Below are 23489 nucleotides of genomic sequence, written 5' to 3' on the forward strand. Positions count from 1 at the left end.
TCAAATATCATTAAAAATTTTTAGAAAAAAAGAATTTAGGTTTTTACTAATTTCTTTAAATAGTTGATCTAATAGTTTTAGCTTTACTTTAAACTGCTCAAAATTCAAATGGTTAAAAATCTTTATTTGATCCGACATGCGCAGGCCGAAGAGCACACTGCCGATAAGAAAGATGTAGAACGACAACTCACCTCTAAGGGTTATCAAGACGCTTCCAAAATTGGTGTTTGGTTTAAGGAAAAAGGGATACATCCTGATATTATTGTACACAGCTTTTCTAAAAGAACAACAGAGACTGTTGAGCGCTTGAATGAACAATTAGGGGTAGATCCTGATCATATTGAGTCATCGGAGGAGATATATGAAGCGTCAGCCAGAATTTTATTAAAGGTAATTACTGAAATACCTGCGGAAATGCGTTCTGCTTTTATAGTAGGACATAATCCATCAATTAGTTACCTTTCGGAATATGTAACAGGTGCTGAAATAGGGCATGTGCAAACTGCCGGAATAGTTCATATTCAAGTGCCTTTTACCTCATGGCAGGAGGTGTCCGAAAAGAACTGCGATTTTATAGACTACATCGCACCAAAAGACATTAGTTAAATTTTATGAGTAACAAAGAAAAGTTAATAGCCGATTTTGATCCTAATGGGCTGGGAACAAGTGGAAATATTTTTGCCCTTCCTTTTGATGAAGAAACAGCTGATTTAGTACTAATTCCGGTACCCTGGGAAGTTACTGTTTCTTATGCTGCCGGTACTGCTAAAGGTCCGGAGCATATTTTAGAAGCTTCAAGCCAGGTTGATTTATTTCAAAAGGATGTTAAGGATGCTTGGAAAATGGGTATTGCCTATCTGGATACTGCAAAGGGTTTAGAGGAAAAGAGTGAGGAATATAGAACCCTTGCTGAGCAATACATTCAGTTGTTGGAGAAAGAGGAAGCAGAAAGCAGTATGGCCAAAGATATTTTGAAGAAAATTAATAAGGCCTGCGCAGAGATGGTTCAAGTAGTAAAGAGCGAGGCTAGCGCCCAACTGAAAAAAGGTAAGTTGGTAGGTCTTGTAGGTGGAGACCATAGTACGCCTTTAGGATTTATTCAAGCACTTGCTGAGAAATACGACTCCTTCGGGGTACTTCAAATTGATGCTCATATGGATTTGCGAAAGGCCTATGAAGATTTTGAATATTCACACGCTTCAATTAGCTATAATTTTATGAAGCTACCACAGATTGAGAAGTTGGTTCAGGTGGGTATAAGAGATTTCTGTGAGGAAGAATATAAATATGCGGAGCGTCATAGTGATAGAGTGACTGTCTTTTATGATGAAGATGTTAAGCACGGCATATTTGATGGGGAATCGTGGAATATTATTACAGATAGGATTATAAGTGAATTACCTCAAAAAGTTTATATCAGTTTTGATATTGATGGCTTAAATCCTGAGTTATGTCCTAATACGGGTACGCCAGTACCAGGCGGGTTGAAATTTGCTGAGGCTACTTACCTACTTCAAAAACTAGTAAAGAGCGGAAGAGAAATTATAGGTTTCGATTTAAATGAAGTAGCACCCGGTGAAAGTGATTGGAATGGTAATGTGGGCGCAAGGATGCTTTACAAACTTTGCAATTTAATGGGGGTTTCTAACGATAAGTTAGAGTGGAGTGAATACTAGAAGATAGAGTAAAAGTATAGGCCACTAATTTTAGAAATTATAGCCTAATCCCAGATATGTTCGTATCCTGGCTGAATCAAAATAGCGATTTATATAAGGAGAAATTTCAAATTGGATAAAAGCTTTTGGTAGCTTCTCAAAAGCTTTTATTTGACTTCCTATTTTAATATTGTAACCATTTATAATGCCCGTGTTTTGGTAACCATTGAATGGATTATAGTTAACACCAAGGCCGCCATAAAAATTAGCTTTGTCTGTTTTTTTGAAATTATAGGCCAGGTTAGTTCCTAAATTAGTATTGGCTATAAAGGAGTTAGTTTCAGCTCGTACATCAAGCCAAATGTTATTCTCTCTGTTTGAGCTTATGGAAAACACCGACTGAAAAGGCATGTAACTTACTGCTACTTGCGCCTTAAGTTGGCTTATGAAAACTACAATTATTAAGGTTAATAGTATTTGCTTCATGTTAATTATTTATAAGTGCACAATAGGCAGGTTTTGGGCTGAATGTTTCATCAAAAAGTAGGGGGTAGTCCTCTCTGTTAAAATAACCAGGAATCCATGATTCCCCATCATTTATTCCCCAGATGGTAATACCATATTGGTATTGCTTTTCCAGTTTTGAATAATTTTCAAAAACGAATTTATATCGTTTTGCTTGCCTTTGAAGAAGCTCTGAATTGAGCTTAAAGCTACTTGAACTATTACCATTTACGGCCACATCCAATTCTGATATATGAAGTTTAAAGCCTGCATCTGTTATCTCCTTCATGGCCAATGCTAAATCCAACTCCGATGGATAACTAATGGCAATATGACTTTGCATACCAATTCCGTGTATCGGTAAACCTTTAAATTTAAGCTGCTTCATTAAATCTAATGCGGCTTTACGTTTAGCAGGTCTTAAGGCGAGGTTAAAGTCATTATAAAACAATAGAGCACCCGGATCAGCTTCGTGTGCATATTGAAAGGCTTTTTCTATGTAGCTGCTTCCCATATTTTTATACCAGATGTTGGGTCTTAAAGTGCCATCCTCCAGAAAAGCTTCATTTACCACGTCCCAGGCCTTTACTTTGCCCTTATATCTACTTGCAATGGTAGTAATGTGTTTTTTCATCATTTCTTCCCATTCATTTCTATTTCCTTTAAAATTCTCCATCCAAGTAGGAAGTTGCTCATGCCAAATCAGGGTGTGGCCGTGCACCGACTTATTATTAGCTTCTGCATATTCAATAATTAAATCAGCCTGTGTCCAAAAGAATGTATTTTCTTCTGGATGGATGAAATCAGCTTTAAATCTATTTGATGCAGTTAAACGATCGAATTGAGTTCGTATAATAGGTTCATTTTCGTTGAAAAAAGCGGTTTGATAAGGCTCAATAGCAACGCCAACAGGAAAATCATAATGCTGATAGAGTGACTGGTTTTCAATAGCGCAGACTTCAACAGGTTCTGGTTGGCAGCTAATGAAAAGGAAGCTAAAGAGAATAAAAAGTAAACTTTTAAAGTTCTTATTCAAAATGATTAGATAACTGAAGAGGCAATTCTAATAAATTATTTATCGAGTTCATAATCTTGTGGTCAACTAATACCTGGTATCTATCGAAGAACTTTTGGAATATATACAAGATAGCTTACTTTTGCCATTTATTGGGTATGCTGTATAGCATAGCTTTTTCAATTTTGACCACTTTATATGAGAAATTGTTTACTACAAATTAAAAGTTTTTTATTCATTACCAGTTTTCTAGTTATTGCTACAGTAGCTAATGCGCAAGACCGTCCTTTCATTACGGTTTGGCAAACTGATAACCCTGGTACAAGCGAGGACAACCAGATTACCATACCTGGTACAGGTACAGATTATTTAATAGAATGGGAGGAAGTTGGCAATGAAGCTAGTAATAGTGGCAGCGAGACTGGTACTGATGAGCATACTGTTACTTTCCCTAGTGCGGGTACTTATCGGGTGATGATTAGTGGAGCCTTTCATAGAATTGAGTTTTATAAGTTCGAAGAAACTACTGATGCAGCTAAACTTATTGAAATTGAGCAATGGGGAGATATTGAGTGGGCTACATTCTCCAAAGCTTTCTTCGGTTGTAAAAACTTAGAGTATTCAGCTATTGATGCTCCAGTTTTAACAAATGTAACGGATATAGGTGGCATGTTCCGTGGAGCTAGCATGTTTAACGGAGACCTAAGCACTTGGGATGTTTCTAATATAGAATTCATGGATGATCTGTTTTATGGTGCAGTGCTTTACAACCAAGACATTAGTTCATGGGATGTTTCTAATGTTAAAAGTATGTCTGGTATGTTTCATTTAGCAAGAAGTTTTAACCAAGATATTGGTCTCTGGGATGTATCTAGTGTTACCTCCATGAGAGACATGTTTTTTAGGGCCGAGAGTTTTAATCAGTATTTAGGAAACTGGAACGTATCGAATGTTGAAAACATGTCAGGAATGTTTTGGGGAGCTGACTCCTTTAACCAGTATATTCAAATCTGGGATGTATCTAAAGTGAGGGATATGAGCGAGATGTTCTTTAGTGCTAGCAATTTCGATCAGCAATTGGGTGCCTGGGAATTGTCCAACATTGAGAATATGATGGATATATTTCGATCTAGTAATATAAGTAATATCAATTATGATAATACGCTGTTGGGATGGGCAAATAATGACTTTATCCCTGAAAATATTGATTTAGGTGAAGTATCAGTAAATTTAACCTTTTGTGAAGCAATAGATGCGCGATCAAAATTGGTTAATGATTTTGGCTGGTCAATAACTGGAGATCGTTATTGTTTGAATCAGTATTTTGTTACCAGATGGAAAACTGATTTAGCTGGAGTGAGTAATTCAAATCAAATCACAATTCCTGGAGTAGGTACAGATTACCTGATAGAGTGGGAGCAGATTGGAAATCTGAGCAATAATGGAAGTGAAATTGGAAATGATGATCATACCTTAACCTTTCCAAACCCTGGAGATTACAGAGTTAAAATTTCTGGTGATTTTAAAAGTATTCGATTTGCAAATAGTGGCGATAAAAACAAAATAATTTCTATAGAAAGTTGGGGTAATTTAAATTGGCAGTCTTTGGAAAGTGCCTTCTATGGCTGCCAAAACCTAGAGGTGACTGCAGTTAATAAGCCAAACCTAAACTCAGTAACTAATTTGAATTTTGCTTTTAGAGACACACCAATAAAAGGGAAATCTTTATCACTTTGGAGCACGGGAGAAGTTTCAACAATGGAAGGCATATTTGCAGGTGCGACTCAATTTAATGCAAATCTAGAGAATTGGGATGTTTCTAGCGTTGCAACCTTTACAAATATGTTTAATGGAGCGACAAATTTTAATCGAAATTTAGCTGCATGGAATCTTGTATCAGCAACAAATATGGAGGGAATGCTAGATAATTCAGGTCTTTCGATTATAAAGTATGTTTTAATGTTAAATGAATGGAGTCAAAATGCTGGACTACCATCAAATATTACTTTAGGGGTTGAAGGTCTTAGGTATTGTTATAAAAAGGGGCGTGAAACACTTATTAACAATAAGAACTGGGATTTTACAGGTGATGTTAAAGATTGTTCAAATCAGTTTGTAAGCATTTGGAAAACAGATAATGTAGGTATCTCCAATGATAATCAAATTGAAATACCTGGAGTCTATAATGGACATGATGCAAATTATCTTATTGAGTGGGAAGAAGTTGGGAATGAAGTTGAAAATAACGGAACAGGAAGTGCTGTACAATTCGGAACCATTACATTTCCGAGTATAGGTACTTACAGAGTTAAAATAAGTGGCGATTTTGCTGGTATCGCATTTAATAACTCAAGAGATAAAAACAAAATTGTAGAAATATCTAAATGGGGTGATATAGCTTGGAAGAGTTATAAATCAGCATTTTATGGTTGTAAAAATTTACAAATAACTGCTACTGACGAACCTAACTTTAGCAGAGTGAATAGCTTGTATCAAATGTTTCGAGACGTGTCTTTGAATGGGGAGATAGAAAACTGGGATGTCTCAAATATCACTGATATGGGGCGAATGTTTTATGATGCGGTAAGTTTTAACAAAGATATATCGAAATGGGATGTTTCTAATGTTACCAATATGAGTGGGATGTTTGCAGGAGCCACTTCATTTAATATTGACATAAGTGATTGGAACGTAAGCAAGGTAGCTTATATGAATGCCATGTTCTCAGGCGCTTCATCATTTAATCAAAATCTTAACAGCTGGGATGTATCAAATGTATCAAACATGTATGCAATGTTTAGAGATGCGTCATCTTTTAATGGAAGTATTGGGAATTGGGATGTTTCGAATGTAACTAATATCCGAAATATGTTTGAGGATGCTATTTCATTTAATCAAGACTTAAATTCTTGGAATCTTCAAAATGCTCATGACCTTAATTCTATGTTTGAAGGAGCTACTGCTTTCAATGGAGAAATTGGAAATTGGAATGTCTCTAATGTAATAAATATGTCCAGAATGTTCGCTGATGCTTCCTCATTTGATCAAAATTTGAATAACTGGGATGTATCCAATGTTACTGATATGACTTCAATGTTTAATAGTGCTTCTTCCTTCAATAGCGAAATTGGAAATTGGAATGTCTCAAATATCACTGATATGGGGCGAATGTTTTACAATGCGGTAAGCTTTAACAAAGACATATCAGAATGGAATGTTTCTAATGTCATCTCTATGATTGCAATGTTTGAAAGAGCCAATTCATTTAATCAAGAACTCAATAGCTGGGATGTTTCTAATGTGACGGATATGAAAAGAATGTTCTATAGGGCAAGGTCATTCAATGGTGACATCAGTAATTGGAATGTATCTGCGACTAATGATTTTAGCAGTATGTTTATCGGTTGTGGTAATTTCAATCGTGATATCAGCAATTGGGATGTATCTTCGGCAAATAGTTTGGCAGGTATGTTTGCTGGAGCCACCTCATTCAATCAGGACCTAGGCAGTTGGGATGTTTCTAAAGTCGAAAATTTCAATAGCATGTTTTATGGTTCAGGCTATAACCATCCGTTGTCTGATTGGTCAATCGATAGCGCCAAAACGATGAACCGAATTTTTCCAACTTCATATCTAAGATCCAATTATCAAGAAACCTTAAACGCATGGGCTCAACAAACCAATGTGCCTAATGATGTCGAGATGAGTGCAGAGGGAATGAAATATTGCATCACCGAAGGAAGAGACTTCTTAATAAATAATAAAGGTTGGTCTATTACCAATGATGAATATTTCTGCGGAGAACCTTTTACAGCAGTTTTTAATACTGAAAGCCCTGGAGTTAGTGCCGATAATCAATTACAACTACCTACTTCAGGGGGACCTTTCATTTTAGAATGGGAAGATGTCAATGATCCTAATATGAAAGGCATAGACACCACTAGCAATGCCGTTTTGCTAGATTTACCTTATCCAGGAAGTTTCAGAGTAAAGATTACCGGTGATATTGAGAGAATCAATTTTGCTGATAAAGGTGATAAGCTGAAATTAACAGCTTTGGAGAGTTGGGGTGACATTTACTGGCTAAATTTAGATTCTGCCTTTATGGGATGTTCAAATATGACTTATAAAGCAACTGATTATCCTAATTTAGATTACATAAATAGCTTAAATTACACATTTGCTGGAGCCACCGAGTTTGATGCAAACATGGCTAGATGGGATATTCGTACCATAAATGATATGCACGGCATGTTAGATGGTACTGCAGTATCTGAAGAAAATTATGAAGAAACATTGTTTAGATGGTTCGATGATTACTGGACTAAAAGCAATATTACCATAGGCGTTGAAGGACTAGAGTTTTGTATTGCACCAGCAAGAGATAGTTTAATTAGTAGTAAAAATTGGACTTTTATAGGTGATCAGGAAACATGTGGAAGACCTTTTATTACTACCTGGGATACGCGAAATGCAAATAATGAAGCTGACACAACTATAATTTTACCAATCGCTAGTCCTATTTATAATGAACTTTATAGAATCACATGGGAAGAGATTGGAAACAGTGATAATAAAGGGGACAGTATATTGAGTGAAGGTTATCCACTCTTAACCTTCGACTCTCCAGGAATCTACCAAATTAAAATTTCAGGGAAGATTGATCAAATACGGTACTCAAATGGAGCGATTGAGGATAAAAATAAATTGATTTCAGTTGATCAATGGGGTGACATTCAGTGGACTTCTTTGATAAAAGCCTTCAAAGATTGTGATAGTTTACAATATAATGCCACAGATATTCCAAATTTGGATGAGATTACTTCATTGTATGGTATGTTTGAAGATACTTACCTATTTAATGGAGACATAAGTAATTGGGATGTTTCTACGGTGAAAAATTTCAACCAAATGTTCCGCAACGCTAGCTCTTTCAATCAGAATTTAAATAATTGGGATGTCTCTAGTGCTACACAAATGAATGGTATGTTTGAAGGAGCGGTGAAATTTAATGGGAATATTTCAGACTGGAATGTTTCACAGGTTGCTAACTTCCATGATTTTTGTTTAGGAGCTGAGGCTTTTAATAGACCTTTGAATAATTGGAATATAGCTAGTGCTTCGGATATGTTTGATATGCTTTCCTATACTGGATTGAGTAAAGAAAATTATGATTTAACCTTAGTCGGGTGGGCAGCATTAGAAACAGCACCCGACTCTATTATGTTGGGAGTACAAAACTTAGGATTTTGCAATGACAGTGCAAGAAATTTTTTAAAGGAATCTAAAGCTTGGAGTTTTATAGGAGATGCCTACCTATGTTCTGAGCCTTTCATCACAATTTGGAAAACGGATAACCCAGGTGATTCAGAAGATAACCAAATCATTTTTCCTGGATACCATGCAGGTCGGTACAGCATTCAATGGATGGAGGTCGATAACCCCACTAATACTGGTCTCATCAATGCAAGAGGTTTTGAACAGATTACTTTTCCACATCCAGGAATATATGAATTACAAGTTAGAGGAGATTTAAGAGGGTTTAAGTTTTATAATAATGTAAATGGAAATTACGATAGAAATAAGCTTTTAGCGATTAAACAATGGGGAGAAATCCAGTGGGAATCTTTGGAATATGCTTTCTATAGATGTGATAGCTTAACATATAGTGCAACAGATACTCCTGATTTAAGCTTAATTAATTCTATTGCATACATGTTCTATGATGCGGATAAATTTAATGCTAACATAAATAACTGGGATGTTTCAAACATTTCAGATTTTTCCTATGTGTTTCGCAGTGCTTCTAGTTTCAATAATGATCTAGGTAATTGGGATGTTTCGAATGCTACAAGTATGATTAGTATGCTATCTGGGAGTGGACTAAGTAGTAAGGCATATGATCAAACCTTAATGGCTTGGGCTCAATTAGATAGTCTTCAAACTAATGTGGAGCTAGGAGCTTCGGGATTGGAATATTGTTTCAGTAAAAGAGCAAGAGATTATTTGATTAACCAGAAAGGGTGGACTATTTCTTACGATTCGGAAAACTGTGAATCAGCTTTTACATCAAAATGGAATTCCGTTAATGAAGGCCAAAGCCAATCAGATCAAATTATTATTCCTATTAGTGGGGGAGAGAGTTTAATTTATTGGGAAGATATTAATGATATTGATCTTTATGGTTTGGAGATTTCGGATGGATCTTATCATACGCTCAATCTTCCTCAATCTGGTGAATACAGAATAAAAATAATCGATGGTGTTAATAGAATTCATTTCTCTGATCTAGGCGATAAATTAAAAATCACTGAAATACAAAACTGGGGTGATATCCAGTGGACTAACTTCAATGGAGCTTTTGCAGGATGCGAAAACCTCTCAATTACCGCTACTGATGCACCTGACTTATCTCAGGTGACCGATATGTCACGCATGTTTTATAATGCAAAATCTATGAATCAAGACATTAGCCATTGGAATGTGAGCAGTGTCTTAAATATATCAGATCTTTTCCATGGAGCTTCTTCTTTCAATCAAGACTTAAGCACTTGGGATGTGAGCAATGCTACTAAAATGAGCCGCATGTTCGCCAGTGCTACAGCCTTTAATCAAGACCTTACGGACTGGAATACAGCTAATGTAACAGATATGGATTTTATGTTCTGGGATGCTGACTCCTTTCAAGAAGATATTAGCAGTTGGGACGTTTCGAATGTGAATAATATGTGGGGGATGTTCTACAGTGCTGACTCAGTCAATTCGGATATTTCCAATTGGGATGTAAGCAGTGTGACCAATATGACAGAAATGTTCCGTGAAGCGAAAGCTTTCAATCAGGATATTAGCTCTTGGAATACCGCAAATGTTACAGACATCTCAGGCATGTTTTATGAGGCTACATCATTTGATCAAGATCTAGGTGACTGGAATTTATCCAATGCGGGCAGCTTGTTTGAATTCTTAACTAATTCAGGTTTATCAGTACAAAACTATGATGCCAGTCTGGAAGGCTGGGCCACTAATGCTAATGTTCCTTCTGATATAGCTTTGAGTGCTGAAGGTCTCATTTATTGTGCCTCTGACGAATACAGACAACAACTGATTGATGACTTTGGCTGGGGAATTATAGATGATGTTCAATGCAGTTTAGTATTAGAAGAAACTTTCCCTGTGGCTGAGGCAACTCATGTTGAAAAGGATACTGAAATCTACCTGACTTTTGATCAAACCTTTGAAGAGATTGATTTTGGTAATATCGAATTAAGCGATGTTTCAGGTAATTCACATACCATAAATGACGTAGTGGCTGATAGCTTAACACTGCGCATCATTCATAATGGATTAGGCTTTAACACTTATGAAGTCACTATTCCTGAAAACACCTTAGTGAGCGCATCAGGTAAAGTGAACGATGAAATAAAATGGTCTTTTGCTACTCAATCCATATTGGCAGCGAAAGATAAACAGTTGGCGACTAATCTGGCTAACTATCCTAATCCATTTTCTGAATATACTACTTTAAGCTTTAGTCTTACCGAAGGTAATTCGTTCGATCTATTGGTTTATGATGTGAAAGGTCAGTTAGTAAGGCAACAGTCTTTTGATAACCGAGCTTCAGGTGAGCAATCTATAAAATTTGAAAGAAAGGGATTACCTACTGGTCTTTACCATTATCAAATACAAGCTACTCAGGGAGCAGTAAGTGGTAAAATGATGATTAAGTAGCAAAACGAATAGTTTTTTACTTAAGAGCAAAGAAGTAAGTGAGTTTATCGCTTGCTTCTTTGCTTTTTTCTTTTCTCTTAACCCACACCAAAGCCAACCACCAACATATCATCGGTTTGTTCCATTTCGCCTTGCCAGCGTTGCATTTCTAGTACCAGACTTTTATGCTGCTCTATCATACTTTTATCTGCTATGGTTACTAATAGGTTTTTAAAGCGCTTGGTCATGTATTTCTTCTGCGTTTCAAAGCCAAACTGATCAGGATAACCATCGGAGGTAAGGTAAAAGGTTTGTCTTGGTTTTAAAGGTATTTCGGTAGACTCAAATGCTTTGTAAGGAGTATTGAAGTATTCTCCAATAGTGAATTTATCCCCTTTTATTTCTGTTAACCCACCATTTTCAACGATGTATAGTGGCCTCCTGGCACCCGCATAGGTAACGAGTTGCTTTTTATAATCAATCTTGCAAAGGGCAATGTCCATACTGTGATTTTTGGTAGTCACTTCCTTCTGCTTAAGGATTTCCATTACTTTTAAATCCATTATTTTAAGGATTTCTGAAGGGTGGGTGATGCCCTGTTCATTCACAATTTGGTTCATGGCGGAGTTGGCAATAACAGTCATAAACGCACCGGCTACACCATGACCTGTGCAATCAATTAATGCCAGAATATCACAGTTCTCTTTTCTGGAATACCAGTAAAAGTCACCACTGACAATATCTTTTGGTTTAAATAAAACGAATGAACGTTCAATATTCTCCTGAAAGGAGTTTTTACTCATAATCCCTTCCTGGATACTTTTGGCGTACTCTATGGAATCAGTAATGTTTTGGTTCCAGCTTTCGAGTTTTTGCTTCTGAATTTCCAGCGTTCTTTTACTATTGAGTATTTCCTTATTTTGGGCTTCCAGTAATCTTTTTGCTTTTCTGCTTTGTACAAAGCGGGAATAAACAACTACCGCCAAAGCAGTCAACAAAATAGACAGAATTACAGAGCCGTAACCGTAGAGTTGACCATTTTTATATTCCAAAACGCGAATTTCAGCTTCTTTTTTTAGGAGCGATATTTCCTTTTCCTTCTGTTCTATCTCAATGTTTTTCTCCAACTCAGCAATAGCTCTTCTACTATTTTCATTGAAAAGGCTGTCCTTTAGCAGGTGGTATTGATTCATGTAGAGGTATGAATTTCTGATATCATCCAGTCTTAAATAAACTTCTGCCAGTGTAGCATAAGATTCCATCAGGATGGGTTTGGAATCTACTGTTTCGGCAATTTCTGCAGCTTTCAAACTGGCCTCTAAGGCTTGTTGATAATAACCTCTGGCATTTTGCAATCGGGCGATTCGAACAAGGGCGCTGGCAGTGCCAAATTTGTTATCGGCAGTTTGTTCTTTCTTGAGGGATTTGCTGAAGTAATAGAGTGCACTATCATAACGCTGTCGATTGAAATAAATCTTTCCAATGTTGCTGTATGGGTCCATAGGTATAGTTTCATCATCAAATACCTTATACCTTTCCAATACCTTCAGGTAATAGTCAAGGGCAATGAGTTCTTGTCCTTTTTCCAAATACACATTGCCAATATTGTTCATGATTTGCATGGTGCGGTATGGCTGTTGTATCTCCTCAAAAATAGCCTGAGCTCTTAAGTAATAGGAGAGGGCATTCTCAAAATCGGAATTGATGGAATAGATGTTGCCGATATTACTTAATGCCTTGGCAGTACCCTCTCGCTCATTGATGGAGTCACACAAATTGAGCGCTAATTTGAAATAGTTGAGCGCCTCATCATAATCTCCTTTCTGCCTGTAATAAACTCCTAAGTTATTGTAAGCAGTTGCTTCGCCCTTTGCATAATTCAATTGCTGAGCTAATTCAAGAGCATTTTTGGCAAAACTAAATGCTTGAATAGGACTTTGTGTACGCTGAATTTTAAAAAGCTCATTTAACCTGATTACTTCATTTGTGTCTTTACCGAGTGGTTGTTGTTGTCCTAGTGCACCACTAATTGAAATAGTAAAGAAGAGGAGAAAAGTAAGGAAGGTTCTTGAACTCATAAATCTTATTCTTGATGCTAATATGCTATAATATTTTGAATTCAGACATTTGTTGAGAGAAAAACTCATATCAGATAATTGAATAGTACTAGAATTAACTCCATGCATTACAACCTTTTTTTATAGATTGGTGTCAATTGAGCAGTACATTAAACCACCTGAAAAACTTAACCTTATGAAGAAGTTAAACCGCTCGCGACACCTGTTCTCGCATTACTTCGCCCTGGCTGCTATCTTTCTCTTATTTGCCTGTGATGACTGGAACAACGTACCTGACTTTGATGTAGAGGAAACTACAGGCTATAGACCTGTTTATGCAACTGAGGCGGAAGCCGAAGTAAAAACACTGCCTGCTCAAGAGGTGGAAAATGCAGGTAAAATATATGTAATAGGTGATTATCTGTTAATAGTTGAACAGCTGAGAGGTGTTCACATATTCGATAATTCTGACCCAAGCAATCCTGATAATATCGGCTTTTTGCAAATTGCCGGAAATGGAGATGTTGCTGTACGAGACAATTTACTTTATGCTGACCAGGGAGCTAATTTATTGGCAATTGATATCAGTGATTTGAACAATATAAAGGTAGCATCTACTATCAAAGATGTTTTTCCTTTTGGAAGCAAATATCCGCCTAGCGAAGGTAGCTATTTTGAATGTCCTGATCCCAGCAAAGGGCTGGTTGTAGGTTGGGAATTGACCACTTTACAGAATCCTAAATGCTATCGTTAATCAACTTTAAATTGCTATTTATGAAATCTTTATATAAAATATTCTCTATTTGCTTTCTCTTTAGTCTTGTACTTATTACCTCATGCGGTGAATCTTTTGATGATATCTCAGATGACTTTGGAGGTGAAGGAAAAGGAGGCTCTACCGCCAGGTTTACCTTCTTGAAAGGATACTTATACATAGTAGATGAAACCTCTCTAAAAACCATTGATATCAGCCAGCCTGACAATCCGCAAGTGCTGTCAACAGTTAATGTAGGGCCGGGTATTGAAACCATTTTCCCTTATGAAAATTTCCTTTTTCTAGGTTCTCAAACAGGCATGTACATCTATTCTTTAGAGAATGGACCAACACCTACTTATTTGTCATTATTTGAGCATAGCTATGCGTGCGACCCTGTAGTTGTGGCAAATAACATTGCCTATGTAACGCTACGTTCAGGAACAGCCTGTGCCACGGGTCCTGATAGAATGGAAGTGGTGGATGTAACCAATCTTTCTAACCCAAGTCTCATTACGACCATCGAAATGATTAACCCACATGGGTTGGCTGTGAATGATACACTCTTGTTTGTAGGAGAAGGTGAATTTGGCTTCAAAGTTTTTAATATAAAGAACAGAAGGGATCCTGTGGAAATCGCTTATTACGATAGCATTCCTGCCAATGATATGATCAGCATTAACGGAAGAAGAGAGTTAATCATTACAGGTGAAAAAGGTATTTTCCAGTATAACTATGCAGATATTGATAGCATTTATCAAATGAGTCAAATTGTTGCTACCAATGAAAATTAAGAAAGTAGCTTTTGCAACCATTCTTTTCTTTTTCTATTTAGTGTCTTCTCATGCACAAGAAGGTTTAGAGCTGATGGATATGGACAGCCTGCAAAATAGGGAAGAGGCCTATATAGGTAATGACTATATCAATGCTTCTCTTACCTCTCCGCTGGAGAATTACAATTCCGTTCAGTTTGGCTATTCTTATCATCCCACGAAGAACCGACTTTGGCAGGCCAGATTAGGATACATCTATGGATTGGATAACCTGTTTTCAATTGGCAGAATTGTGAACCGAGATGAAGAGGTTACTAATACGCGCGGTTTGCAACTCTTTTATGAATATCGCCTCTTCCTGAATTTGCCGAATTTCCCTTCAAATTCCAGAACTTATGTGGGCTTTGAGCCCTACCTATATTATGCACAATTCAATTCTGAAGTTATCGCGGGTTATTCTTGTCAAGATGATTTCGGGAATTGTGTCTATTATAGATTGTTCGGTGTTAAGAACCAGCGTTTGGTTACGGGGGCATACTTTAAACTGGGTAAAGTTTTTTACTTAGATGATTTGATGATCAGTGTATTTGGTGGAATTGGCTTTAGGCATACCAGTAACTTTAATGATATACCTGGCTCACCGGAGCCTGATCGTTTCTATAACAGAGAGGGTGATCAAAGAGAAATACCTGATGGATTAACACCCAATGCTAAAATAGGCTTTGAAGTAGGCTATAGAATTAAGTAAAGGAGTTTGTACTGTTCAATTATTTTTCGTGATTCGTTATTCTTGAAAAAAGGGATCGCCTTCTGGTGGAAAGGCACGTTCCAATATTTGATTATAAGCAATTTCATTGGTAATAAAAGCTCCATAGTTGATGGCCGGAGCCTGTACTATTCTGGTAGCAATAAAGGCATCACTCATGAATTGCGGTGCACGATCTTTCATCAAACAAGCCTGAACAATTAAGATCAGTTTTTCAGTTAAAGTACGCGCTAATGCTTCTAGTTTAGATGGATCAGTCTGGAATAATTTAGTCAATGCATCCAGCGCAACTAAAATAGCTTGATCACCAGCAGCTAGTTTGCTAAGCTCACCCATTAATGTTTTTACCAAATCAGGTTCTTTGCCTACCGCTCTTAGCACATCTAAACACATCACGTTTCCTGATCCTTCCCAAATGGAATTAACAGGTGCCTCACGGAATAAGCGAGACATAATGCCTTCTTCCACATAGCCATTGCCACCAAATACTTCCATGGCTTCGGCTGTGAGGCTTTCAGCTCGCTTGCATACCCAATATTTGGCTGCAGGCGTTACTAATCGCTTCCAGGCTTTGGCCAGCTGATCATCTTCTTTGGCTTCAAAAGCTTCGCACAGCTTTAGCGAAAGGTGCTGGGCCGCTTCACTTTCCAAAGCAAAATCAGCAAGCACATTGCGCATTAATGGCTGATGATAAAGTTTTTTACCAAAAGCTTCTCGCTTACGTGTGTAGGCAATGGCTTGAACAGTGGCCTGGCGAATAATTCCTGTGCTTCCCAAAACGCAAGCTAAGCGGGTATAATTGGCCATTTCTATGATTGTCGGGATACCTCTGCCTTCATCACCCATCAGAATACCCCAGGCATCTTTGAATTCTACTTCACTGCTGGAGTTACTCTTGTTTCCCACTTTATCTTTCAATCGCTGGATGTGGATTTCATTTTTCGTGCCATCAAATTTCCAGCGTGGCACAAAGAAGCAACCTAAAGCATCTGAATCACTGGTGCGGGCAATTACCAAATGCGCATCGCACATAGGAGCAGAGTAAAACCATTTATGACCGCGCAAAAGGTAAGCTTCTCCACGGCCCGATTTGCCCACAGGTGTTGCAGTGGTTGTATTGGAGCGCACATCAGAACCGCCTTGCTTTTCTGTCATGCCCATGCCTATCCAGAGTGATTTCTTCTCAGCGATTGGCACATCTCTTTCATCATAGCTATGGCTGAGTAATTTCTTAGAAAGTTTCTCCCAAAGTGCAGGCTCTCGGGCAATTAGCGGAATAGCTCCCTGCGTCATAGTTGTGGGGCACATAGAGCCTGCTTCAATTTGAGACATCAGCATAAAGCTGGCGCCAAAATAAGCCCATCGGTGTGGCTGTTTATTCTCAAAAGGTAGTGAGATCATGCCTGTACCCTTCGCATATTTCATAAACCAGTGCCAGGCAGGATGAAATTCTACTACATCCTGTCGGTTGCCTCTGTTGTCAAAAGCTTTCAGGATAGGCGTAAATTGATTGGCCAATGTAGCTTTATGATAGGCTTCTTCGGTGCCAATGTCAGCACCTGTGTAGCTTAATTCTTCAGAAGCCCAATCAGCTTGTTTGCTTTCGAAATATTCACGCAATACCGTATCAGTGGTGAATAAATTATAATTGCTTAGTTCTGTATATTGGTTGGTTACCTGATGTGTTTGCCAGTCTTTATTCATGGTGCTTCTTATTGAAACATTGAATATACTGAAAGGGTAAATCTTTAGAAAGTGTTGAAGTGAAAGAATTAAGCGGGTTTTGAATAAATCTTAGGATTTCGTTTTAAGCGAAATATTCAATAAAATATCTACTCTTAAACATCAGCAGTAAGATTACTGTGTAAGTAACTAGTTCAGTTGCCATTGCTAAATATTTTGTTGAGCTTGTCATAAACCCAAAAGTTTCAATCACACAAATGGTGAATAACATGGTGTAGGCCGCTAGCATAAATTCAGGTGTTCCGCTCCATTTAAAGAAATAGCCTATCAAAAACCCGATTGAGGTGATAATTACTGAACCCCAATGAATAGGCAGCAACCAAGTTGGAAAGTCAAGATTGGTGTATGGGGTCCACGGAACTTTGATAGATGTCATTTCAACCAGCCCACCTGTTGACCATGCAAGCAGTATCACGTGAATGATTACCAGTATGTATCCTAAATATTGCATAAGCTATTTAATTATTAGTTGAGAACGAATACCAGACTAATATAACTATTTCATTAGCTAGTTGCTAGACGGGAAAACCAATTATAATATAATAACTCTGGCTTTTATCAATTGATGGCAATTGTTGTACTTCCTTTTAGTTTCAATTTCTTAATTGAGTTCTTTTATAAAACTCTACGGAAGTGGTGCACGTTGACTATTTTTCTATTAAGCCATTTTTCAGAAGCAGGAGCGAACAAGTAGTTACTTAATTGCCATTGATGTAGTGTGTTTTTATTTTGTTTCTCTAATAATAACATTCTGATAGTTATAAGGTATTTCTATATTTTCTTTGTCAAATCGCTCTTTTATTGAGCGTAGTAAATCGCAATACATTACAAACCCATTCGATGCATTGTCTGAATAGGCCCAAACTTTTAATGTAACGGATGAATTTCCTAATGCAATAACCCTTGAAATAACTTCAGGTACATCGTTTTCTAAATCTTCTGCTGTTCTGTTATCTACATGTAAAGGATGCTTTATAACTTCCTCTTCCATTATTTTTAAAGCCCGTCCAATGTCAGAATTATAGCCAATGCCTATTTCAATCATTTTACAAACCCTTGTATCATTTAAGTTTGTGTTGACAATAACATTGGAGCTTATTACTGAATTTGGCACCACAATCCTATTATTTTCAAAATCTCGAAGCACAACTTGTCTCAAATTGATTTCTTCTACAGTTCCGGTATAAGTTTGGTTAAAAGTGATTCTATCGTTGATTTTGAATGGTTTGAATATAACAATTAGAAACCCACTCATGATATTGCTCAAAGCCTGCTGAGATGCCAATCCTGCCACTAGTGATAAAATTCCCGCACCTGCTAATAATGAATGGCCCAAAGTTTTCATTTCAGGAATTTGAATTAAGGCAAAAGAAATACCTATTATAAAAATAATGGCTGTTATGAGTTTTGTGGCAAAAACATAGCTTGTTGGGTCAATATGCTTTGTTTGCACCAGGGTATTTATTTTCTTCCTGGATAAGTATTTAAAAACCAAAGCAAAACAAATTGTTAGAGCAATTATAATTCCGATGATTATAAGGGTTTCAAAGTCTGAAAAAAGAGAGTTTGTCATAACTTTTGTTCGAGTTTTTTTAGAATTTTCAATTGTAATTCTTGGCTTTCAAATAGAGTTTGAAATTGCTCCTGGATGAGAAGTTCGATTTTCTGATTCAGAGCTTTTATTTCCATTTCGGCTTTTAAGTTAATCAAATAGTCATTTTCAGCTCTTTTCCTGTCTTTTTCCTCTTGTCGATTTTGACTCATCATTATAACCGGAGCTTGTAATGCTGCAATACAAGAAAGAATAAGGTTCATTAATATAAAAGGGTACGGGTCAAAATTTTCTTTTGTGGGAGTTAATGTGTTAAACAGAACCCATGCAACTAGAATGATAAAAAATGAAATGATAAAAGCCCAACTACCTCCAAATTTGGCTACTTTATCAGATATTGATTGTCCTCTAGTGAGTATTTCTTTTGGAGGATTTAAAAGGCTGTTGGTAATTAAAGTTTCTTCCTCAATCGCTTTTTTAACAATTTCCTGGAGTTTTTTTACTTGCTCAGATTTAGCAGTTAAAAGTTTGTCTATGTCTTTGTCCATTTTCTGTTATTAATCCAGTTTATTTAAATACAGCGAAACGGTCTATTAATAAGGATATTAGCTGATTTAAACACACCAATTTTTTAGTTAAACATAGACTTTTTTATAATTATATACTTTCTTTTTAGCGATTAAACTGCTATTATTTTTAACATGATTGTGTGTAGTTTTTATTCGACATTCACATTGAACAAGTAACCAACCAGAGTTGTCAGTCCCATTGCGACAGTTCCTCAGAATGTATTCAGATAATTGCTCATGTTATGCTTTACACCTGTTTTGACTGCTAATGCCTCTGACATAAAACTACAGGTTCACATATATCAGTTACAACAGCAACTCCAATTGCGATACTTGCAGTTGATAAAATTATCCATAATGGTCGAGTATAGGCGTAGCGCGGGATTCGATGCAATTTACCGTCCTCAGAACTCAAAGTATAATGGAGGCAAAATGCTCAACTTAACTAATTAACCCACATTATGCTTATATGATGTTGTGTGCAGGTTTTTTTAATTTATTCAGTTATTGACTCCTTTTAATTCTGGATCTTTATTTCGTAAATCGTATCCTGTTTCATAAAATGATTTTAAGTTTAGCAGATAGAAAGTCCACCCTTGTAAACATCCAATTCTGATATTAAATTTTGATTTTTCGTCCGTTGGAATATTATGTTGTTTAAGGGTTACAAGAATATTTTCTCCAATTTCTTTAAGTTGAATATCTACTAAACAATCTCCTGCAAAAGTGAACTGAAAAAAATCTTTACCATTTGCTTGAGTGATTTTTCCTTTCTCCAAAATCTCAAACAAATACCAAGTCCACTCATAGACATAGTCAGAAGTTACATTTTCGTTGCTATTTAAAATATTATTTTGCCTGTCTTTATATGTGCAAGTCTCTAAAAACCATTTTTCAATTTCAGACGATTTTGTCCAAGCGTTATAAACGGTATTCAAGCTTGATTTAACGGCAATTTTTGTTGTAAATGAAGTCCAGTCTTGTGTCATACAAATATTTATTTTTAGGAGTTTGTAGGCTATTGTTGTATCAATTCTATCTTAATTTCATCATTCCAACTCCTTTGTTCAACTTGCGCACAACAACCGGATATAATCACTTTAGGTAACTATATCTGCCTAATATCATTTAGTGATTAAGTTAATAAAATATGCTGAAATGCCACCACACACTATGTTAGTAAATGTTTATTCAAAGAATAACCGTTAAAAACGGCTAAGGCTTTTAAGCCTTATTTTTCTAGCAATGCTGCTTACTTATTTGCTCCTAATCTTTTAATTGAATTTCTTAAGAAAATAATGCTGTAGCCTAGTAAGGTCAAGGCATAGCCAATGATTAACCTAAATGGTAAAGGTATAATATGCCACAGTACGAGCGTAGCTAATACAATACTGGCAACCGCCAGCTTTTCATTCTTGATGTAGTTCAGGCTTAAAATTAGGAGCCCTGTATTAAAGACTTTCGAACTTGGGCCTATAGAAAGAAATGGTTTCCAAATGGAAGGTGCCTGGTAGATATGCTTGCTAAATTCTATACGTAATTCTTCATTCGGTAAGCTCCACCAGATGAAATCTAATACACACATGCCAATTGTGGCGGTAATACCTATTAAGGCTATCGGAAAGCCTATATAGGTGATAATTGTTTTTGGAAAGGACACCACCTGCGGAATTAGTAAAACTACCCCTAATAACAAAAACCAATGTGCGAAATCGATAGGTTCTTGGCTGTAAACAAAGTCGTTTCCCTGAGCCAATAAAATTTGACCTACTAAAAACAGCAGGAGGCCTATCAGAAATAATATTTTATAGGTCATGTTTTTTCTATTAGCTCATTTTAAAACTTGTCTACCACATAATGTGATGGAGGACCTCCGGAAGTTAGTGAATTATAACTTTATTTGTTGTAGGTAATTGTCGGATTGATCTTTTGTAAGTCCTTTATAAACTGTGCTTTATCTCTAGGTGAAACTATAACCTCACTATATTTCTCATAGTTAATCCGTATTCTATCGAAAGATGGGGCAGGGGAAGAATAGATACTTTTAGTTTCCTCAATGCTTTTAATGGAAGCAATGGCAATGGTAGGGTATTTAATGAATCCGCTTTTGATGTATAATTTATCTTTAGTGATGGTGTAGGAGGTACCGAGGAACATATGAAGTATAAAAAACAAAAATAGGAGCCATATGCCAATCATAAGGAAATTCCATTCCGACAAATCAAAATTCACCAAATAGATTCCTAATGGAATCAGAAGTGCAATCATTAAGGTACTTAAAAGCACAAATGAGATCTTCGCTTGATGTTTGATGGGCATATCAAATACTATTATGTGATGAATATACTGAAAGCCTGATCCTTTCAAAAGAGCTTGAAGCTGATTTTTTTAACCCTTTTATTTGCGTTTTGGGTCATATTCAATCATCCACTCTATACCGAACTGATCTCTGAACATACCGAAATAAGAACCCCAGGGGCTATCTTCCAATGGCATTTCAACATTTCCACCTTTAGAGAGTCCGTTAAATATGTGGGTGGGTTCTTCCTTACTTTCGGCATTTACGGAAATCTTGCTTCTTGTTTCCATCTCATTGTGTTTCCCTAATTGTTCAGGAGTATCACTGCCCATTAATATGCTGTGTTTGCCTATTGGTAAAGCGATATGCATAATTTTCTCTGCTTCTTTTTCGAAGTTGGGAGCACCATCAAAATTCATGTCTTTAAACCTAACGATTGAAGAAAAATCACTGCCAAATACGGACTTGTAAAATGAAAATGCCTCTTCAGCATTACCATTAAAATGGATGTAGGGATTAATTGACGCCATAGCTTTTTTTGATAATCAATTTACCTCATTGTAAGCATATTTTTTTGAAGTGGCTGCAAGTTTTTTCCTACTTAATTTTCAGTAAAGGCTGCTATTAGCCTTATGCCTGTTGTAGACTTAGTTGTGCTATGAAATGAGAAAATTAGTAATTTATGTGCTTTTCAACAAGATGGACTCGTAAAAAGGGAGCGTTTCTTTTTATGAATAATTAGTTTTCTTCTTAGGTAGTAGTATAATACCAATAAGGGGTACTCCTATTAATGAAATCATGTAGCCGAAGAAAGTAAAAACAACAACACCCGTATAACACCTGAAATCACTTGATTCATAGTTGAATGAAAGTCCTTTTATGGAAGTAACAGTAGCTAAATATGGTGTGAAAAGGCCTATCAGGAAACATAATGTAAGAAGATAGAAGAATTGCTTTCTGTTGATTTTTGCTCCAAATGGATATCTAACCATAATGATTAAAGCAATCGGTAAAAGAATTATTAAGGTAGGTGCTATGAGTCCGAGAATTAAGGCCATTTTAGACTTGAAATGTATTTAGTTGAAAGAGTAATAAAATGTGTTTTCATCGAATTTTTATTCTTGCCTTAAGCTTATGGACAGTTGGGTGAGTGGCATAATACAGAAATAGATGAGTCTTTCCGAAAAAGATAATCCATTTACCAAACTTAGATTTTTTACTTAATCTCAATATTATTAAATGTGGATAGCTTGGGATATAATAAACATTTTTTAGATCAATGAAATAAATCTTGTCCTCCTTGAAAAAATTGTCAATATAAAGGCATTCATCGTCTATAGAAATGTTTTTTGCACTTAGAAGAATTAAGGTAGCAGGAACTGCGAAAAGAATGATGATAACAAGAGTAGGAAAGACTGCTGCGTTTGAATAATCGATTTCGAATATCGTTGCATATGTTAACAAACCTAGACTAAGCGCAGGAAAAACAAATTTCCATACTACTGTTAATGAACTAGAAAGTCTGACTTTATGCATTTTAGCCATTGTTGGCAGCAGTGTTTTTTATTCCTGTTCCATTATTGCAATATCTTCTCCACGCCCAAGTCCAATATACTGTTTGTTGTCAACTGTAAAGTCATATGTTTCGTAACCTGTGGAGGCGGTGAATATTTCTATTTCATACCCTTCTGTCAAAGTTAGTGTTAAGTCACCAGTGTCTTTGTCCACTTTTATTCTTGTCAGTTTTTTACCTGTCAGTTCTTCTCTTATTCTTTTTGTTAGGTCTAAAGGTTTTGTTAGTCCGAATTGATGTCCATGGTCTAAAGAGACTTCCTGTATTACTTTGCTTTTTAAAAGACGCCAAAAACCTGTCGAGCTTGCATAAATGTTGTCGGTAAATAGAAATGTCCAACTACCTGCATTCTTGTCATAAGTCAAGTTATCGAAATCTGCGTCTGTCTCGAATATTAGTTCAGTTGTCATCGTTTTTTTCCATTGCTGCCAACCACCAGATATAACAGCCAAAGTTGTTATATCCCGCTTACATCATTTAATCCTCAAGTTAAATAAAAAAGCCACATACTATGAATAATAT

19 protein-coding genes are annotated in these 23489 nt (G+C 36.4%); 6 read left to right on the plus strand and 13 right to left on the minus strand.

What is annotated here, in order from left to right:
* Nucleotides 1–108: 108 nt before the first annotated feature.
* The gene (locus JKP34_RS08560; protein WP_201919779.1) at nucleotides 109–606 is read left to right on the plus strand and encodes a SixA phosphatase family protein; all 498 of its coding nucleotides are present in this window, start codon (nucleotides 109–111) and stop codon (nucleotides 604–606) included.
* 5 nt (nucleotides 607–611) lie between these two features.
* Nucleotides 612–1676, plus strand: coding sequence for an agmatinase family protein (locus tag JKP34_RS08565; RefSeq protein WP_201919780.1), 1065 nt, complete (start codon nucleotides 612–614; stop codon nucleotides 1674–1676).
* A gap of 30 nt (nucleotides 1677–1706) precedes the next feature.
* Here the strand turns inward: JKP34_RS08565 and JKP34_RS08570 are convergent, their stop codons facing one another.
* Together JKP34_RS08570 and JKP34_RS08575 are read right to left on the minus strand one after the other, a co-directional pair.
* Nucleotides 1707–2141, minus strand: a complete 435-nt coding sequence (locus JKP34_RS08570) for a hypothetical protein (protein WP_201919783.1) — start codon at nucleotides 2139–2141, stop codon at nucleotides 1707–1709.
* Nucleotide 2142: 1 nt separating this feature from the next.
* A complete protein-coding gene (locus JKP34_RS08575) occupies nucleotides 2143–3195 on the minus strand; it encodes an endo-1,4-beta-xylanase (RefSeq protein ID WP_201919785.1) in 1053 nt (350 codons plus the stop codon).
* 177 nt (nucleotides 3196–3372) lie between these two features.
* Here JKP34_RS08575 and JKP34_RS08580 point away from each other — a divergent pair, with 177 nt between their 5' ends.
* Nucleotides 3373–10902, plus strand: coding sequence for a BspA family leucine-rich repeat surface protein (locus JKP34_RS08580; protein WP_201919786.1), 7530 nt, complete (start codon nucleotides 3373–3375; stop codon nucleotides 10900–10902).
* Between the two features lie 77 nt (nucleotides 10903–10979).
* On the opposite strand, the gene JKP34_RS08585 is transcribed toward JKP34_RS08580, so the two are convergent.
* The gene (locus JKP34_RS08585) at nucleotides 10980–12959 is read right to left on the minus strand and encodes a tetratricopeptide repeat protein (RefSeq protein ID WP_201919789.1); all 1980 of its coding nucleotides are present in this window, start codon (nucleotides 12957–12959) and stop codon (nucleotides 10980–10982) included.
* 175 nt (nucleotides 12960–13134) lie between these two features.
* Between JKP34_RS08585 and JKP34_RS08590 the strand changes: the two genes are divergently transcribed.
* Genes JKP34_RS08590 through JKP34_RS08600 form a run of 3 tightly spaced genes read left to right on the plus strand, consistent with a single transcriptional unit; the run spans nucleotide 13135 to nucleotide 15213 of the window.
* On the plus strand, nucleotides 13135–13692 hold the full coding sequence (locus JKP34_RS08590) for an LVIVD repeat-containing protein (protein WP_201919791.1): 558 nt from the start codon (nucleotides 13135–13137) through the stop codon (nucleotides 13690–13692).
* 20 nt (nucleotides 13693–13712) lie between these two features.
* Complete coding sequence (locus tag JKP34_RS08595; RefSeq protein ID WP_201919793.1) at nucleotides 13713–14486, plus strand: LVIVD repeat-containing protein; 774 nt, start codon at nucleotides 13713–13715, stop codon at nucleotides 14484–14486.
* The gene (locus JKP34_RS08600; RefSeq protein ID WP_201919795.1) at nucleotides 14476–15213 is read left to right on the plus strand and encodes a hypothetical protein; all 738 of its coding nucleotides are present in this window, start codon (nucleotides 14476–14478) and stop codon (nucleotides 15211–15213) included. The genes JKP34_RS08595 and JKP34_RS08600 overlap by 11 nt, the downstream gene beginning before the upstream one ends.
* A 36-nt stretch (nucleotides 15214–15249) precedes the next feature.
* Here JKP34_RS08600 and JKP34_RS08605 read toward each other — a convergent pair whose 3' ends face one another.
* The 10 genes from JKP34_RS08605 to JKP34_RS08650 form a co-directional block, all read right to left on the minus strand.
* A complete protein-coding gene (locus JKP34_RS08605) occupies nucleotides 15250–16935 on the minus strand; it encodes an acyl-CoA dehydrogenase family protein (protein WP_201919797.1) in 1686 nt (561 codons plus the stop codon).
* Between the two features lie 103 nt (nucleotides 16936–17038).
* A complete protein-coding gene (locus JKP34_RS08610) occupies nucleotides 17039–17425 on the minus strand; it encodes a hypothetical protein (RefSeq protein WP_201919800.1) in 387 nt (128 codons plus the stop codon).
* Between the two features lie 273 nt (nucleotides 17426–17698).
* Nucleotides 17699–18427 carry a mechanosensitive ion channel family protein gene (locus tag JKP34_RS08615; RefSeq protein WP_317193669.1) on the minus strand — a complete coding sequence of 243 codons (729 nt, stop codon included), beginning with the start codon at nucleotides 18425–18427 and terminating at the stop codon, nucleotides 17699–17701.
* Between the two features lie 116 nt (nucleotides 18428–18543).
* Nucleotides 18544–19074, minus strand: coding sequence for a DUF1003 domain-containing protein (locus JKP34_RS08620; RefSeq protein ID WP_201919803.1), 531 nt, complete (start codon nucleotides 19072–19074; stop codon nucleotides 18544–18546).
* Between the two features lie 521 nt (nucleotides 19075–19595).
* The gene (locus tag JKP34_RS08625) at nucleotides 19596–20084 is read right to left on the minus strand and encodes an SRPBCC family protein (RefSeq protein ID WP_201919805.1); all 489 of its coding nucleotides are present in this window, start codon (nucleotides 20082–20084) and stop codon (nucleotides 19596–19598) included.
* A gap of 263 nt (nucleotides 20085–20347) precedes the next feature.
* On the minus strand, nucleotides 20348–20911 hold the full coding sequence (locus tag JKP34_RS08630; protein ID WP_201919807.1) for a hypothetical protein: 564 nt from the start codon (nucleotides 20909–20911) through the stop codon (nucleotides 20348–20350).
* An 80-nt stretch (nucleotides 20912–20991) separates the two neighbouring features.
* Nucleotides 20992–21414: a PH domain-containing protein gene (locus JKP34_RS08635; RefSeq protein ID WP_236664949.1), complete on the minus strand. Its 423-nt coding sequence runs from the start codon at nucleotides 21412–21414 to the stop codon at nucleotides 20992–20994.
* Between the two features lie 78 nt (nucleotides 21415–21492).
* Nucleotides 21493–21924: a VOC family protein gene (locus JKP34_RS08640; RefSeq protein WP_201919812.1), complete on the minus strand. Its 432-nt coding sequence runs from the start codon at nucleotides 21922–21924 to the stop codon at nucleotides 21493–21495.
* Between the two features lie 198 nt (nucleotides 21925–22122).
* Nucleotides 22123–22452, minus strand: a complete 330-nt coding sequence (locus tag JKP34_RS08645; protein ID WP_201919814.1) for a hypothetical protein — start codon at nucleotides 22450–22452, stop codon at nucleotides 22123–22125.
* A gap of 505 nt (nucleotides 22453–22957) precedes the next feature.
* On the minus strand, nucleotides 22958–23377 hold the full coding sequence (locus JKP34_RS08650; protein ID WP_201919816.1) for a hypothetical protein: 420 nt from the start codon (nucleotides 23375–23377) through the stop codon (nucleotides 22958–22960).
* Nucleotides 23378–23489: the final 112 nt, after the last annotated feature.

The sequence above is a fragment of the Marivirga atlantica genome (assembly GCF_016734805.1).
GTDB lineage: Bacteria > Bacteroidota > Bacteroidia > Cytophagales > Cyclobacteriaceae > Marivirga > Marivirga atlantica.

Bases quoted from the DNA above. Each gene is read 5' to 3' on its own strand.
- JKP34_RS08560 (WP_201919779.1), top strand. From the start codon at position 109: ATGGTTAAAAATCTTTATTTGATCCGACATGCGCAGGCCGAAGAGCAC.
- JKP34_RS08565 (WP_201919780.1), top strand. From the start codon at position 612: ATGAGTAACAAAGAAAAGTTAATAGCCGATTTTGATCCTAATGGGCTG.
- JKP34_RS08570 (WP_201919783.1), bottom strand. From the start codon at position 2,141: ATGAAGCAAATACTATTAACCTTAATAATTGTAGTTTTCATAAGCCAA.
- JKP34_RS08580 (WP_201919786.1), top strand. From the start codon at position 3,373: ATGAGAAATTGTTTACTACAAATTAAAAGTTTTTTATTCATTACCAGT.
- JKP34_RS08585 (WP_201919789.1), bottom strand. From the start codon at position 12,959: ATGAGTTCAAGAACCTTCCTTACTTTTCTCCTCTTCTTTACTATTTCA.
- JKP34_RS08590 (WP_201919791.1), top strand. From the start codon at position 13,135: ATGAAGAAGTTAAACCGCTCGCGACACCTGTTCTCGCATTACTTCGCC.
- JKP34_RS08595 (WP_201919793.1), top strand. From the start codon at position 13,713: ATGAAATCTTTATATAAAATATTCTCTATTTGCTTTCTCTTTAGTCTT.
- JKP34_RS08600 (WP_201919795.1), top strand. From the start codon at position 14,476: ATGAAAATTAAGAAAGTAGCTTTTGCAACCATTCTTTTCTTTTTCTAT.
- JKP34_RS08605 (WP_201919797.1), bottom strand. From the start codon at position 16,935: ATGAATAAAGACTGGCAAACACATCAGGTAACCAACCAATATACAGAA.
- JKP34_RS08610 (WP_201919800.1), bottom strand. From the start codon at position 17,425: ATGCAATATTTAGGATACATACTGGTAATCATTCACGTGATACTGCTT.
- JKP34_RS08620 (WP_201919803.1), bottom strand. From the start codon at position 19,074: ATGGACAAAGACATAGACAAACTTTTAACTGCTAAATCTGAGCAAGTA.
- JKP34_RS08625 (WP_201919805.1), bottom strand. From the start codon at position 20,084: ATGACACAAGACTGGACTTCATTTACAACAAAAATTGCCGTTAAATCA.
- JKP34_RS08630 (WP_201919807.1), bottom strand. From the start codon at position 20,911: ATGACCTATAAAATATTATTTCTGATAGGCCTCCTGCTGTTTTTAGTA.
- JKP34_RS08635 (WP_236664949.1), bottom strand. From the start codon at position 21,414: ATGCCCATCAAACATCAAGCGAAGATCTCATTTGTGCTTTTAAGTACC.
- JKP34_RS08640 (WP_201919812.1), bottom strand. From the start codon at position 21,924: ATGGCGTCAATTAATCCCTACATCCATTTTAATGGTAATGCTGAAGAG.
- JKP34_RS08645 (WP_201919814.1), bottom strand. From the start codon at position 22,452: ATGGCCTTAATTCTCGGACTCATAGCACCTACCTTAATAATTCTTTTA.
- JKP34_RS08650 (WP_201919816.1), bottom strand. From the start codon at position 23,377: ATGACAACTGAACTAATATTCGAGACAGACGCAGATTTCGATAACTTG.